This window comes from Corynebacterium jeikeium (genome assembly GCF_028609885.1).
GTDB lineage: Bacteria > Actinomycetota > Actinomycetes > Mycobacteriales > Mycobacteriaceae > Corynebacterium > Corynebacterium jeikeium.
This window is the reverse complement of the sequence record NZ_CP063195.1, coordinates 2,154,026-2,170,253: the sequence shown is the minus strand read 5'-3', so window position 1 is coordinate 2,170,253 and position 16,228 is coordinate 2,154,026. Positions and strand designations below refer to the sequence as shown.

At 62.8% G+C, this 16,228-nt stretch carries 5 protein-coding genes; all 5 read left to right on the top strand.

All coding sequences use genetic code 11. The features are described from left to right. Positions 1-7 precede the first annotated feature (7 nt). The 5 genes from CJEIK_RS09700 (at position 8) to CJEIK_RS09680 (ending at position 16,228) form a co-directional block, all read left to right on the top strand. A complete protein-coding gene (locus CJEIK_RS09700) occupies positions 8-235 on the top strand; it encodes an MbtH family protein (RefSeq protein WP_011274127.1) in 228 nt (75 codons plus the stop codon). Beyond that, complete coding sequence (locus CJEIK_RS09695; protein ID WP_011274126.1) at positions 236-2,053, top strand: ABC transporter ATP-binding protein; 1,818 nt, start codon at positions 236-238, stop codon at positions 2,051-2,053. Further along, complete coding sequence (locus tag CJEIK_RS09690; protein ID WP_011274125.1) at positions 2,046-3,773, top strand: ABC transporter transmembrane domain-containing protein; 1,728 nt, start codon at positions 2,046-2,048, stop codon at positions 3,771-3,773. Before CJEIK_RS09695 ends, CJEIK_RS09690 begins: the two co-directional genes overlap by 8 nt. 79 nt (positions 3,774-3,852) lie before the next feature. Continuing rightward, positions 3,853-5,271 (top strand): lysine N(6)-hydroxylase/L-ornithine N(5)-oxygenase family protein, encoded by a 1,419-nt coding sequence (locus CJEIK_RS09685; protein WP_011274124.1) that lies wholly within the window; start codon positions 3,853-3,855, stop codon positions 5,269-5,271. A gap of 100 nt (positions 5,272-5,371) precedes the next feature. Further along, positions 5,372-16,228: a non-ribosomal peptide synthetase gene (locus CJEIK_RS09680; RefSeq protein WP_011274123.1), complete on the top strand. Its 10,857-nt coding sequence runs from the start codon at positions 5,372-5,374 to the stop codon at positions 16,226-16,228.

Sequence of the window (16,228 nt, the reverse complement as noted above, 5' to 3'; positions counted from 1 at the left end):
GCGCGTGTTGTCTAGCAACCCGTTTGATGACGAACAGGGCAGCTTCTTCGCCCTTATCAACGACGAGGGACAGTACTCGTTGTGGCCTACGTTCGCCGCCGTGCCAGACGGATGGACCGTGGCTCTGGGAGACCCTTCCCGTGGCGTAGACGGCGGGGTATCGCGGGACGAGGCGATGGAGTTCATCGACCGCGAGTGGACCACCTTGCAACCGGCAGGAAAGTCTCACGCTTAAGTGAGTGCCGTACTTCCCACTGCTTTGCCTGGTGAGTCCGCTGCGGAGATTGGCCGCCTGCTCCGTCGCACCGCAACTCCAGCAATTAGTGCGGTGCTGTTCACTTTCGCCGGTGCCTTGCTCTCTCTGGTGCCCATTTATCTGCTGGCCAGCGTCATCGATGCGGTAGCCGCCGGTGACGGCAAGTCTGGCGTGCTGAAGGTGATTGTGTGGGCTGCCGTGGCGTGTGTTGGTACTGCCGTTGTCGCTGGCCTTGCGGAGGCGCTGACGGGTGTGACGATTGCCCAGGTAGTTGCGAAGTTGCGTGAGCGCGCCGTCGCCGCGGTGCTGAATCTGCCTTCCACCACGGTGGAGTCCCTGGGCCGGGGAGAGGTGCTGGGCCGAGTTGGTGCGGATGTCGCCGCGCTGGTGAGCAGTGCCCGCAAGTCGGTTCCATCGACCCTCAGCGCGCTGGTGATGGTCGTGGTGGCCAGCGCTGGAATAGCGGGGTTGGATTGGCGCCTCGCGTTGGCGGGGCTGTGCGGGATTCCGTTCTATGCGCTGGGGTTGCGATGGTATCTTCCTCGTTCTGCCCCTTTGTATCGACGCCAACGCGAATTAGAAGCCGGTGTCATCGGTTCCTTGCAAGGTTCTATGGAGGGCATTCGTTCGGTTCGTTCGCATCGGCTGGTGGATAGCCGCCAAGGTCTCACCAGGCGCTACGCGCAGGCTTCGCGGGACGAATCAATCGCTGCGTTTCGTGTGTTTTCCGGGCTGGTGGCGCGGGAGAACTTCGCGGAGTTCATGGGGTTGTCAGCCCTGTCTGTCGTAGGCTGGTTGCTCTTCCGCGAAGATGCGGTGACGGTGGGCGAGATCTCGGCAGCGTTGATTCTGTTCCACCGTCAGTTCGTGCCGATCGGCACGATTCTGTTCACCTTTGATGAACTGCAGCGCAGCGGGGCGGCCTTGGGGCGCATCGTGGGACTCATTCGCTCCGCGGGTGCGGATACGCCACAGCCGATTGATGACTACTCCTCGCATCGGCAGAGTCCAGCTGTAGAGGTCAAGGGCCTGAATTATCGGTACGAGGATGGCCCAGAGATCTTGCATGACTTGGCGTTCCACATCCCTGCGGGGTGCACGGTATGCGTGGTCGGCGGATCGGGAGCTGGCAAGTCCACGGTTGCGGAAATTGTCTCTGGAACCCTCGAGATGGCAGAGCCGGGTGTGATCACCGTTGGGGGGTGCGACGTGGTGGGAATGAGTGCGCAAGAAAGAAGCTCGATCTTTTGCGTTGCCTCCCAGGAAAACTACGTCTTCGCGATGAGTTTGCGCGATAATCTCCTGCTGGCAGCCGAAGGTGCCAGCGACGCAGAAATATGGGATGCGCTGCGCCGAACCGGTGCGGAAGATTGGTGCACATCCTTGTCCCATGGCGACAAGCAGGGCTTAGACACAATGCTGGGCGAAGGGGGCCTGCACGTAGATGCGGTGGCGGCACAGCGTCTGGCGCTGGCCAGGGTGGCATTGTCTCGGGCTGGCGTCGTCATTCTTGACGAATCAACGGCCGAAGATGACGGTGACCTCGAGGAAACACAGCAATCACACGAGGCCTTTTCGATGTCCTTGGAGGACGCTGCCCGCGCGGCGATCCGCGGACGGACGGCGATGGTGATTGCGCACCGGCTCAGCCAAGCAACCTCCGCCGATAGCGTGGTGGTGATGGAGCGCGGGCGCGTGGTGGAAACAGGTACGCACGAGGAGCTGGCAGCAAGAAACGGAACATATGCCGATATGTGGACCGCCTGGAATGAGCAGGGGAGGCAGGCGCGTGTCTGACAACAAGGTGGTGACGCTGCGCGGGCTGGTCAGAAAAAATTCTCGCGCGATGGCTCTGAGTGGCTTGTTGCTGAGCATCTACCACGTGGCAGAAGCCATGATTGCGGTGTTACTGGGATGGTTGGCGCACAGTCTTATCGCTAGCGAGAATGTGTGGCACCTGGTGGGTGGAATCGCAGCCTTAGGCGCTACGCTGGCGACGGTGTCTGTGAGCTGGCAGACAGGGTTCCGGATACTGCAGGCTACGTCGGCTCGGAACGTATGTGAATTGCGGGCAGGCATCACCTCGCAGGTGGTGAGCCATGGTGGGCATTCCGACGATGCGGACAGTCTGCCTCGCCAGGAATTGCCCACGGTGGTGGGTGAAGACGTGGTGCAGGCGGTAGACATCATCGAAGTGGTCCCGGTGGGGATCAGTGCGCTGGTGGGAGCCATTTTCTGCACGATTGTTCTGGCGCTGATTGATCTGCCACTGGGAGTGGTGGTGTTGGTGCTCAGCGCGGTGGTGTTGATAGTCCTGCACCGGCTGTCTCAGATCATTGAACGCCGCGCGGAGCGGCAACAAACTCTGCTCGCGCGAGTGACCGCGCGCATGACCGACATTCTGCAGGGGCTGCCGGTGATCTCGGGAGTGGCTGGCGCGCATCCGGCCTACCGTGGATATGCGCGTAAATCTGAAGAGGCGTGTGCGGATGCTCGGAAGCTCGCGTGGGTCAGCGGAGGTTATGAAGCCGTGGCGATGGGCAGCAATGTGCTGTTGCTGAGTGCGGTGGGCCTGTACGCGGGCTATCGAACCATTTCCGGCGATGTGACGTTGGGGGAGTTGGTCACCGTGGTGGCGCTGTCACAATTTATCGCGGAGCCGATGCGGCAGTGCAGCAGAATGCCGCGCTTCATTGGATTGGCGAGGGCTTCCGTTCGGAGGCTGCAGCGCGTGGCGGAAGCTCAGCGGCTGCGTGAGGGGCAGGGCGTGCCATCTGCTCAGATTGGCACGCCTGCCATTTCCATGCGCGGTGGAGACGGTGAGGCCGAAGGAGACGGCGAGGTCGAGGGATCAGAGCAGGCTTCCGTGGCGTTCGCAGAGGGGCGACTGACGGTGGTGCACTGTTCAGCCGCATGGGCAGATGCTCTGGTGGATGCGTTGGTCGCGGGGGAGTCGATGGAGCTTGGCTCCCTGACTAGGCCACAAACTCAACAACTGTGGATCCGGGGGCGCGATATTTGCGAGATCTCGGTAGACGATGTGCGTTCCGCTGTGCTTGCCGAGCCTCGGAAGCCGGCATTGTTTGGGGACACAGTGGGGCAGGCGGTGCTGCGGAGCTCTGGAGAGGGCAGGGCGGAGGATGCAGTAGACATTCTTAACGCCTTAGGGCTCGATGAACTGGCGCCGGGGGCGGCTCATTCAGCCGGGGTATTGGATCACGAGCTGACCGAAGGTGCGCGCAATCTTTCCGGTGGTCAGCGGCAGCGGCTGGGATTGGCACGAGCGCTACTGGCTGAGCCGGAGATGTTGGTGATGGTTGATCCGGTCTCGTCAGTGGATTCAATGACGGGCATGAAAGTGGCGCGTGCGGTGAGAGATATTCGCCGCGGGCGTACCACGGTGGTCCTGTGTGTGGGGAGGGCCTTCCAGTCGGTAGCCGAGGACGTAGTTGATGTGAAGCCTCTAGCTGGGAGTTTGCGGACGCGGGGTGAGCAATTCCCGCTAGGGGGTTGTTGAGCAATAGAAGATAGGTTAGCCTACCCTTTGCATTGCCTACCCTAAGAAGTTGGTTGGCGCATCCTACAGAGAGGCCATAGTGACCATCATCGATCGTCAAGCTCAGACATCCGCAGAGCGCAGTACCCACGAAAATTCCGTCCGCGACATCGTCGGGATCGGCATCGGCCCCGGAAACCTCGGGCTCGCGGTAGCTATCGAAGAGCAAGCTCCAGAACTCGATGCACTCTTTGTGGAAGCCCGCCCGGAATTCAACTGGCACCCAGGCATGCTCCTCGAAGGATCCAACATGCAGATCAGCTTCCTTAAAGACCTGGTTACGGTGCGCAATCCGCAGAGCCGCTTCAGCTTCATCAACTACTTGCATCACAGCGACCGCTTGATTGATTTCATTAACCGCCAAACCTTCACCCCGGAACGCGTGGAATTCGCCGATTACCTCCGATGGATCGCGGATCACATCACCGTGGACACGCAGTACAACACCACCGTGACGTCCATCGAGACGCTTCCGGAACTGGCCGCAGACGGAGCTCGTTTTGTGGTGCACGTCCGCAGGAAGTTAGGAAGCGGTGAGTCCGAAGGGCAGCGAGCTCAGCAGTCGGAGTCCATTCGCTGCCGCAACGTGGTGGTTGCCCGCGGGCTGGAAGCCAAGATGCCTGCGTGGGCAGAGGACAGCTCCTTGGACACCTCGCGCATCTTCCACAACATCGATTTGCTCCCGCGCACCAAGAAGCTGCTGAACAGTGGGTGGGATATCCGCCGAGCTTTGGTGATCGGCGCGGGCCAGTCCGCAGCCGAGGCCATCCGGTACTTCCACGATTGCCCGCATATCGATACCGTCACGGGCAGCTTGAACAGCTACGGCTTCATCCCCGCCGATGACAGCCCCTTCGCCAATCGGGTGTTCGACCCGGAGGCCGTTGATGACTTCTTCCATGCGCCCGATGCGATCCGCAACGAGCTGTTGATCCGCCACCGGTACACCAATTACGCCTGCGTGGAATCTGAGCTCCTCGATGAGCTCCACGACCGTCAGTATCGGGAAAGCGTCACCGGGCGTCAGCGGCTCGATATTCGCCGGACCACGGAGGTGCTCGGTGCGCGTAATTGTTCCGACGGCAGCGTCGACGTGGACATTCGCCACCGAGTAACCGGAGACGTGGTGACAGAAAACTTTGACGTGGTGGTGTGCGCCACGGGCTTCCGATCTCGCGGTCTTGCGGGGATTCACGCTGATAGTCACGGCAGTGAAGAATTCACCGTCACTAGGGATTACGGCGCCGTGCTCAATGGCGAGCGCGTGCCAGGACTCTTCGTGCAGGGAGCAACTGAGGCCACGCATGGACTCGGTTCCACGTTGCTCTCCAACATCGCGACCCGCTCCGGGGAACTGGTGGAGGCCATCACGGGTCAGCAACGCACGCATCGTGCGCCGGCGGATGAAGATCTCCGCTCCGAGCAACATCGGGATTCTTCGCACCTGATCGCAGGCTGATTTTCCCGAGCCGTGCTCCGCTTGAGGTTGGCTGACACCTAGCCCGACGTCCGCCATCCGCGTCTGATTCCCTGTTTCCCCATCAACCGAAAGGCTCTTTGTGCCCACCCGATCGTCTGCTCACACTCCGTTTTCCTCTGGCGATACGCTTGCTTCTCGAGATGGCGGCGCCGTCATCGGTCATGGCCGCAGTGAACAGGATCGGATCGCCCAGCAGCGCATATGGAATGACACGGATCAGGATCGCGATCGCCCGGACCTGATTAGCCTGCTCCTGCAGCATGCGCAGGAGACCCCGGATGCGCTCGCAGTGGTGGATGACCGGCACAGACTGACCTATGCGCAGCTCGTCGCCCATGCAACTGCTGTAGCGCGAAATTTGCGGGAACACGGTATTGACGCTGGTCAGAGTGTGGGAATCTCCCTGCCGCGCAGCGCGGAGATGGTGGTGGGTATCGTCGCCACGTTGCTCGCCGGTGGCAGTTTTGTCCCGCTAGACCCCTCGTGGCCGCAGGCGCGCCGGGAATCCGTCACCCACGATGCCAGCCTGAGCTTCGTACTCACGCCGGACAACTGCGCGCTCACCGAAGACGCGCTATTCGACCTCGATGCCACCCGCGAGCTGTTCACCCCGCCGTCCACGGACAGCGTTGCGTACGTCATCTTTACCTCTGGCAGCACCGGCCGCCCAAAGGGCGCAATGATCCGCCACGGTGCGATCGTGGAGCGCTTGCTCTGGCAGCGCGATCAGATCCTGTTCTTCGGCCGCGATGATGCCTCCCTGTTCAAGGCACCGCTGGCCTTTGATATCTCCATCAATGAGATCTTCCTGCCGCTGGTTTGCGGGGGCCGCGTGGTGGTGGCCGCGCCGGGCGTGGAGCAAGACCCCCAACGCTTGGCCCGCCTCATCCATCGCGAGGGCGTGACGTTTGCGTATCTGGTTTCGAGTGTTCTCGACGTCATGCTCAAACAGGCCGAAGGCACGAATCTATTAGACAGCTTGCGGCATGTCTGGTGTGGCGGAGAGATGCTCACCCAGGCGCTGTTCCGTCGATTTCGCCAGCAGCTGGCCATCCCGCTGTACCACGGGTACGGGCCAGCGGAAGCTACCATCGGTGTCTCCCACGTCATCTACCGTGACGACGAGGATCGCCTCAACACGAGCATCGGTGTGGCCAATCCCAACTGTCGGCTCTATGTGCTCGATGAGCACCTGCGGGTGGTTCCAGACCAAGAAATTGGTGAACTCTATGTGGCCGGATTCCTGCTGGCCAAGGGGTATATCAATGCCCCAGGACTCACGGCCAGCCGCTTTGTTGCGGATGTGTTTGCGTCGGACGGAACCCGGATGTACCGCACGGGAGACCTGGTGCGCCGGCACAACGACGGCTCGCTGGAATTCGTGGGGCGGGCCGATAATCAGGTGAAAATCCGTGGCATGCGTCTGGAGTTGGAGGACGTGGAATCTGCGCTGGTGGGACACCCAGATGTGGAGGCGGCGAGCGTGATTGCTCGGGAGGGGCGACTGCTGGGCTACGTGACGGTGACTGCGGGCCTCGTGGGTGCTGCGATCCGTAGTTGGTGTGCCGAGGTACTGCCCGAATACATGGTGCCCGCGATTATCACCGTCATGGATGAGTTGCCGCGGACGGCCAACGGAAAAGTGGATCGGAAGGCACTGCCGGAACCTGATTGGAGCTCGCTCACTGATGCCCCGGCCGATGCTGAACGTGACGGGGAAACCGTTGCTCTGCTCGCGGAGGCAATGGCTGAAGCATTGGGGGTTAGCGCGGTGGGTGCGGAGACGGACTTCTTCGATATCGGTGGCGATAGCCTGCGGGCCATCACCCTGGTCTCGGCTCTGGGACGGCGCGGGGTGGAGGTGAGTGTGGGAGATATTTTCTCTGCGCGCACTCCACAGCAACTGGCTCGGTGCGCCGAAGAGCGCGGAACCTTCGTGCAGGATCCAGACGATGAACCAACCGGTGAGGTGCAGTCGCTGCCGATTCTGCGCTGGTTCGATTCCATTACTGATCACGTGGACGGCTTCATTCAGTCCGTGGAGTTTTCAGTTCCAGAAGATGTGGATGCGCAGCTGGCCGGGCGAATGGTGGCTGACGTGCTGCAGGCGCACCCTGCACTGCGGGCCCGTGTGCAGCGGAATCCCTTGCGGCTGGAACTCCCGGAGGAATCTGCCGAAGAAGCGGTGGCGATCCACCCCACCACGGACATCGCTGCGCTTTCTGAACTGCTGGATCCGGCAGTCGGAGTGGTGGTAGCGGCTGGGCTGGTGCCCGGAAGATTGCGCCTTGTGGTGCATCACCTGGTGGTCGATGGCGTGTCATGGAACATTATCGGCGAGGACCTCGCCGCGGCGTATCGCGGGGAACAGCTCGCGCCGGAGCGGACGTCCCTGCGCCGATGGACGCAGCTGCTGCAACAGGCCGTTGATACTGGCGAATTCGCGGAGGATGCCAATAGTTCCCTGCCCCCATTGCCGAGTGCAGATGAACCTCTGCGGGACCCGCAGGTGCCAGCGCTTGCTGATAGTCCCGAGAAAGCGCCCACAGTCCGTGAGGAGCGCAGCGTGGTACATGAGGCATCAGTGCAGATCACGGACGAATTACTGGGTGCGGTGCCCCACGCTTTCCGCACGGGGGCGAATTCCGTATTGCTTACGGCATTGAGCGTGGCGTTGGCGCGTTGGCGTCGAAACAAACAAACATGGACCCTGGTGGAGATGGAGGGGCACGGCCGCGAAACCCGATTCGTACCCGGGCCACAGGGCAGGGAAGCAGACCTTTCACGCACGGTGGGCTGGTTCACCTGCCTATATCCCATGCTGATCGACCCCACCCGGGCGGCAGTGCAGGAGGCCTCCACAGAGGTCGAGGGCAGCATCGCCCCGCTAGCGCTGGCACTCAACGCAGTGAAAGACCAGCTCGCGGCCATCCCCGGCAACGGCGTTCCTTACCAGGCCCACACCTGGTTGCATCAGTCCGCGAAGACCCCTCCGCAGGCACAGGTGCTGTTCAACTACTTGGGGCGCGTATCCGCAGGAGCACAAGATTTCGCTCCCGCGGGTTCCACCGGCCAACTCGGCGAGCAACGCGACCCGGACCAGCCGTTGGTCCGCGAGCTGGAGTTCAACGCGATCGCCGAAGACACCGGCGAGGGATACGTCCTGCGCACCACGATCTCCTGGGCGCGCGGCAGGATCTCCCCCGAACGGATCGACGAATTGGTCGCGCACTGGGATGTGGCATTGCGCGAGGTGGCAGCGCTTGCCGATCACGGCGTGTTGTCCGTGGGCGACGTTGCCCCCGCACCCGTGAACTCTGCGGACCTGGCACGAATCACTGCGCAGAGCTCCGCGGAGCTGCAGGACGTGCTGCCGCTGACCCCGCTGCAGCACGGCATGTACTTCCACTCGCTATTCGAGGAATCGGCCAGCTCGTATGTGGAGCAACAGGTCTTGCGGGTGGAATGCAGCGAACCGTTTGACCGGGAGCGATTCGCCCGCGCTGCGCGTAATTTGATCCGACGCCACCCCGCACTGAGCACCCGCCCTTGGGAAACTGACGGTGGCGATGTGGTTGCCGTGATTGATCCGGGGATTGCCGAGCATTTGCGGGTGGACTTTCGGGACGTGACGGTGCCTGCCGAGTTGGCTGGGCCTGGATTAGACGGGTGGCTCGTGCAGCGTACGGAAGAGATTGCCGCTGATGACCTCTCGCGGGGAATCTCCTTGCAGCCGCCCGGTGATGCCGCGCCCGAGCCGCTCATGCGATGGACCGTTGTGCTCCCGACCAGTGTCGATGGTGCGGTGTGTGGCCAGGACATCGCCGTGATCCAGACGGTGCATCACCTGATCGCCGACGGATGGTCCGTGCCCATCATGCTGCGGGATCTCCTGGAGATCTACCGGGATGACGATGCCCGAATCCCGCGCTACGACCCGGACGCCGGAATGGCCGGCAGCGTGCGATGGGTGGCGCGCAGAGACGCGGAAGCCGATATGTCCGTCTGGCGCGAGGAAATGCGCGAGGTACGCCCCACGGTGCTGTGCCCTAATCCTTCGAGTTCGCTCGAGCGCCGGGAGTTGCTGGTAGACGATCCGCGGACTGTTGGCTTGTCTGAGCGTGCTCGGGCAGCGGGTGTGGGCCTGCCGGATGTGGTGCACGCGGCGTGGGGGCTGGTCCTTCGCACCTTGGTGGGCTGCGAACCTGGGGCTGACGTGGTGTTTGCCACTTCCGTTTCCGGCCGTGACATTCCCGTTCTTGGCGTGGCCGATGCCGTGGGCATGCAGCTCAACACCATCCCGGTGGTCGCGCCGGGGCAATCTGATCCCACCCTGCCGGTGACCAGCATGCTGCACGCCATGGTCCATCACAACAATCAGGTCCGCGATGTGCAGCACGTCAGCCTGGCTGATATTGCCCGCGACCTGGGAACCAACGCCAGCGAACTGCTGGATACGTTGATGGTGGTGGAGGTGCCGCTATCTCCACAGGACGTGGGCTGCCCCGGCTCGCCACTACAGGTTGCTGACGTGCGCAACAATGGCGCGCCGCACTTTCCCCTGTCCGTCGTGGTCAACCCTTCCGCTGAGCACCCACTGCGCCTGATCTACGATCCGCAGCGAATCACCGAGGTACGTGCCGAAAGGATCGCGCAGATGCTCGCGGTGAGTGTGGATTCTTTGCTGTCTGAATCCGGTGCGGTGGCGACCGTGGGTGAGGTTGCAGAGGCGTTGGGTGCGGTATCTGGTGTGGACACGCTTCCTTCTTTGTGGCGACGCAGCTTCGAGCACTCCCGCGACCGGCCCGCCCTGACCAGCATCGGAGAAGACGGTGCTGCGGAGCATTGGACCTACGAAGAACTAGACGACGCCGCTCAGCGTATACGCGCTGTGCTGGACCGGAAGGTTGCCATCCACACCCCGAGAGTAGCCCTGCTCATGGAGCGCGATGCGTGGCAGGTTGCGGCCATTCTGGCGACCACGATGTCCGCCGGCACCTACGTTCCCGTGGATCCGTTGTCCCCGCAAGCGCGGGTGGAATTGATCCTGGAGGATTGCCAGCCCGATGCCGTGCTGGTGTCTCCCAGCGCGGAAAAAATGGTCTCTGAGCTGGTAGATTGTCCCGTCCTCGTGGTCAGTGAACAGACGATGAGCGGGGAAGCGAAGCCGCCTGCGGGCCGGTCGGCAAGCGTGGCCCGTGCCAATGACATCGCCTACGTGATCTACACCTCCGGCTCCACAGGGCGGCCGAAGGGCGTGGCCGTCACACACGCCAACGTGACCGCGATGCTGGGCAATGCTCGCAGCCACGTGGAGTTTTCGCAGGAGGACGTGTGGTCGATCAGCCACAGCTTCGCCTTTGACTTTTCGGTGTGGGAGATGTGGGCAGCGCTGAGCTCCGGCGGGCGTGCCGTGGTGATGCCGTATGCGCTGATGCGCTCGCCCGAGGATGCCGCAGAGGTGTTGCGTGCCGAAGCCATCACGGTGCTGAGCCAGACCCCAACCGCCTTTGCCGCGTTGGAGCCGCACCTCGGGCAGGACTCTGCGGTGCGCACGGTGATCTTCGGCGGCGAGGCCTTGGAGGCCCGCGCGGAGGCTGCCTACTGCAGTGCTCATCCGAATGTTCGGTTTATCAACATGTATGGCATCACGGAGACGACAGTGCACGTCACAGCACACGAATGCTCCGAGAATGCAGGGGAGGCCCGCAGCCCGATCGGCCGCCCGATGGACGGGTTGCGTACCTATGTTCTGGACGCGCAATTACAGCCGGTGCAGCCTGGAGAGACCGGCATGATGTACGTTGCCGGGCCGCAGGTCACCGCGGGTTATTGGGGGCTTGCTTCTACCACGGCCTCCCGCTTCGTGGCCGATCCTTTCGTTGGCGGCGGCGCGCGGATGTACTGCAGCAATGACATGGCAAAGGTGCTGAACAACGGTCATCTGGATTACGTGGGCCGCGCCGATAGGCAGGTGCAGCTGCGCGGTTATCGCGTGGAGCTGGGGGAGATCGAGAGCGCGCTGGAGAAGGTCAGCGGTGTGCGGGAGGCCACCGTGGTGGTCGTCGATCTGCCCGAAGGCCAGGTGCCGGGTGCGTTGTTGATTACGGATTCTCGTGCCGACGCAAAGGCGATCACCTCCCGAGCTGCCGCAGCGGCCCGAGACGCGCTCCCTGCCTACATGGTTCCGCAGCTATTCGCGGTGAGTACGCAGGTGCCGCAGACCATCAATGGCAAGCGGGATGAGCGCGCGATCCTGGACCTTCTGGGTGAGATTCCTGCTGCTCAGCAGGCTTCGGGCACCTCGGATCTGGTGGAGGCGATCTCGCAGGCAATTGCTGATGCACTTCGCTTGGACCGCGCCGAGGTGGAGCCGGACTCGGACTTCTTCCGCTTAGGTGGAGACAGTATTCTTGCCATCCGCGTTACTCACGCGCTGGCGCGCGCTGATCTCAACGTGACTCCGCGGGACTTCTTCTTGGGCCGCACGCCACGCAAGATTGCCGAGCGGGTCACGCCGCAGGCCACCCAGCAGAAAATCCAGGAAACAAGGCAGAGCCAGGAAGAAGCCCTGCCCAAGGACGGGCACCAGGAGATCTCGGGGGCTTTCCCCATCCCGGCGATGCTGCGCAGGCAGATGGAAAGAGGCATGAGCGACCGCTTTGTGCAGGCGCGCCGCTTGGATCTGGGGCCAGTCGCTGTGGAGGACTTGGAACAGGCCCTGCAGCAGGTAGCGCAGGCACATCCGATGCTTCGTACGCGCGTGGACACCAGTTCTGCGTTCGCGCACTTTGTTGGTGCCGAGGGAGACGGCCCTATGGTTGTGCGGGCTTTGGACGTGGATGCATTGATCGATCACATCGATATTGCTGCTGGTCGTAGCGTGGTGCTCGGGTGTGTGGATGGGTACGTCAAGGCCGTTGCTCATCACGCGGTGATCGATAGCGCCAGTTGGATGATTCTGGAAGACGATCTGCGCGATGCGCTCGCAGGGCGCAGGATTCTCTCCGGGCAGGCGAGCTACAAGGATCTTTGCCTGCAAGAACTGCACGATGCTCACACCGCAGCAGCTCAGGATGCCCTGCACTGGAGTGAACTGGCTACGCTGCCACGGCCCGTCGAGGACTCGAACCAGTGGAGTACGGATCATGTGAGCACGCTCGAAGTGAACATTGACGGACAGACCGCGCAGGTCCTGCAGAGCGTTGCACCCGACGTGATGGGTGTGGACGTTCAGGACCTCGTGGCAGGACTGGTGACCGTCGCGGTGGCTCGAACAATGGGCACGGACGCGCGGAGCTGGGCCGTGGACGTAGAAGGCCACGGACGTCCGGCTGATCATTCCTATGGTCGAACCCTCGGATGGTTTACCACCATCGCGCCGGTGGAAATCCCGTTGGCTGATCCAGCGGATGCAGCACGTGCCGCAGCGGAAATGCGCGCGCTCCACGAGGACGGCACAGCCCCGGACCGCCGCACTTATCAGGCACTGCGATACACACACCCGCAAGGGCAGCGAACCCTGGCCCATGGGGCACAGATCCTGGTCAACTACCTCGGACGGGGAGAGACTGGCGCTGTCCTCCACGCGCCGGGCGATGCCGCCTGCCAGTGGACGGATTACCTGGTGGAGGCCGATGTGTGGTCTAGCGAGCGGGCCGTAAGCATGGAGCTGTCCGTGGTGAATGCGGTGATTTCCGCCGAGCGTTTGCGCAGCGCCATCGGCGAGGTTGCTCGCGAGTTGCAGGAGCACGTCAGCCGCGAGCAATCCTCAGGACGCCGCGCTCCGCTGAGCGTGCTGCAGCGCGGAATCTGGTTCCAGTCACAGGTGGCAGCACCGGGTGCCTACGTTGCACAGACTGCGTTGACGTTTGACCGGAGACTGGATGCCGAGGCCGTGGTGGAAGCCTTCCGGGACACAGTGACCGTGCATCCAGCCATGGGCGCGGAGTTCCACACCGATGCTTCCGGCCAACCCGTGCAGAACTTGCCGTGGAGTGGACAGGGCATTGACCTCCCCGTCGAGACCACCGAAGGGGATCTCGAGGCGATCATGCACGCTGATCGCAGCGCGGGCATCGATCTCGCATCCGTGCCGCTGGCGAAGGCAACCATCGTCACCGGCCGAAGTGACGGACAGCCTGGCGACACGCTGCTTCTTACCTACCACCTGGTTCTGGTCGATGGTTGGTCGCGTGCAGTGATGCTGCAAACCTTCCTCGAGAGGCTGACGTTGAGGTCCGGCCAGGCCCGCACGCAGGGTGCGGGAGAGTTGGTTCCTCGCGGTTGTTCTATTGCTGACGCCCTGCTCGAGTCCGTTGACACTCGCAAAGAGCAGGCAGATAGCGACTATTGGGTACATCGCCTAGAGACGTTGTCTCAGCCCACGCTCGTTGCCCCGCAGGCCGCGGATATCTCTTCAGAGCACGCTGGTAGCGAGTTGCCTCGCCAGGTGTTTGCCGAGGTCAGCGAGCAGCTGACCGGCGCACTGCAGGAAAAGATCCGGGCGCAGGCCGTGACGTTGACCTCCGTGGTCAACGCAGCCGTGGCCGTGGCCTTGGGTGCTGTCACAGGGGATTCGGATGTGGTGTTTGGTCAGTCTGTCAGTGGCCGCGATGCCTTGAGCGACCCCGCCATGTCTGATGTGGTGGGAGTGCTGCTCAACACAGTGCCAGTGCGAGTGACAGCTCGGCCCGGCCAGAGCATAGAAGAACTGGTCCAGGATGTTTATCGCCAGCGCATCGAGGATATGGACCACGATTCCGCGGACCTCGGCGCCATCCAGCGGCAGCTGGGGGTAGGCACGCTGTTCGATTCCATGGTGGTGGTGCAGAACTTCCTCGATCCGCAGGCAGCAGCGGAACTTCGGGAACGCCACGGGGTTGTGGAGGAGCGCGCGGAGGATTCCACGCACTTCCCTCTGACCTGGGTATTCACTCCGGGGCCGAAGCTGGGCATCAAGCTGGAATTCCGCCACGACGTGGTGGACGAGTCCCTCGCACATTCCGTGCTCAAGGCCGCGACCGAAGTCCTGACCGCGTTTGTGGACACACCAGAGGTCCCGCTCGCTCAGCTGGCCCAGTTGGCGCCAGCCCGAGCGGAGGATTCTTCCCCGCAAAGCACGACGGAGCAGATGGCTTCCTGGCAGAAGGCCGAAGGCATTGACCGCACCATTGCGGATGAGCTCAAGGACACCGCCCAGCGCTTCCCAGATCGCATCGCGCTAGCGGATGACGCACAGCAGTGGACGTTCGGTGAGCTGATTGCTCGCTGTTCCGACATTGCGGAAAAGATCAAGAATTGCGGCGTGACCAGCGGCGATACTGTCGCCATTGCGGTGGAGCGCTCCGCGCATTCGGTGGTGGCTCTGCTGGGAGCCCTGTGGGCAGGGGTGCGCTACGCGCCGCTTGATCTGACGCACCCCGATGGGCGGCTCCGGGTCCTCGTGGAGGACAGCCAGCCCGCAGCCGCGCTGGTGGACTCGAGTTCTCGGGAGCGCATGGAGCGGATCGGTGCGCTTCCTTGCGTCGACGTCACCACTGCCGATTCCCACGCCACCACCCACACGCCTGCGGCGGTGCCCGGGGACGATGCCTACCTGATGTACACCTCCGGATCGACCGGCAAGCCCAAGGGCGTGGTGATCAAGCATCGCGGGCTGCACAACATGCTGGACAATCACCGGCGCAAGATCTTCGCCCCAGCTGCTGCCGATGGGCGGACGTTGCGGATCGCGCATGCCATCAGCTTCGCCTTCGATATGTCGTGGGAAGAGCTGTTTTGGCTGGTGGAAGGCCACGAGGTGCGGATCTTCTCCGAGGATTTGCGACGCGATGCTGCGGCCATGGTTGAGGCCATTCGCGCGCATCAGGTGGATGTCATCAACGTCACCCCGACCGTTGCCGAGCAGCTGCTCGCGGAGGGGATGCTGGAATCCGGCGCGCATCGCCCGCGGCTGGTGCTCTTGGGCGGCGAGGCTGTCTCGCACGGCGTGTGGGAGACCTTGCGAAAGGCCGATGACGTGCGCGGATACAACCTCTATGGACCCACCGAGTACACCATCAACGCCCTGGGTGCTGGCACGGATGAGAGCGCCACGCCCGTGATCGGAATGCCGGTGGATCGCACGGCGGCGTTCGTTTTGGACCCGTGGTTGCGCCCCGTTCCTACAGGAGCGCCGGGTGAGCTCTACCTCGCGGGCAGCGGCTTAGCGCAGGAGTATCATGGGCTCGCGGCGCGCACCGCCAGCTCCATGGTCGCCTGCCCGTGGGGCGCCCCGGGTGAGCGGATGTATCGCACGGGAGACATCGTCCGCGTGCGTGCGGATGGCATGTTCGAGTACCTCGGACGCAGCGACGATCAGGTGAAAATTCGTGGTCACCGCGTGGATCCCGGCGACGTCTCGGCCGCCGTGTCCCGCGGCGTTGATCCCCGCATCCTCCACTGCGTGACCGTTCCTGTTCGTATATCCGACGCCACACTCCTGGCCTGTCACCTCGTGGCCCCACAACTGCGCGATGCGGACCAGGGGGAGCGGCAGAGTTTCCTGACTGGCGTGCGTAATGCATTGCGCGAGGAACTGCCCAGCTACATGATCCCGGATCGATGGTCGATCGTGGATGAGTTGCCGGTGACGTCGAATGGAAAGACCGACCTTGCTGCACTGGGTGAGGGAGAAAGGATCACGGAGAAGGGCCGCGAACCGGCGAACGAAACCGAGGAGATCACGGCGGAGCTGTTTGCCGAATCGCTAGATATTGAGCCCGAGGACGTGCCGGTGGATGCTGATTACTTTGACATGGGTGGGCACTCCATGGCGGTCATCAAGCTCTGCGCACTGCTGCGTGGAGAGCTGGGAGTGGAGGTTGGCGTGCGCGAATTCTACGGTCTGCGGACAGTCGAGCGCGTGGCGGAGTTTGTGGAGGCGCGCTCGTAG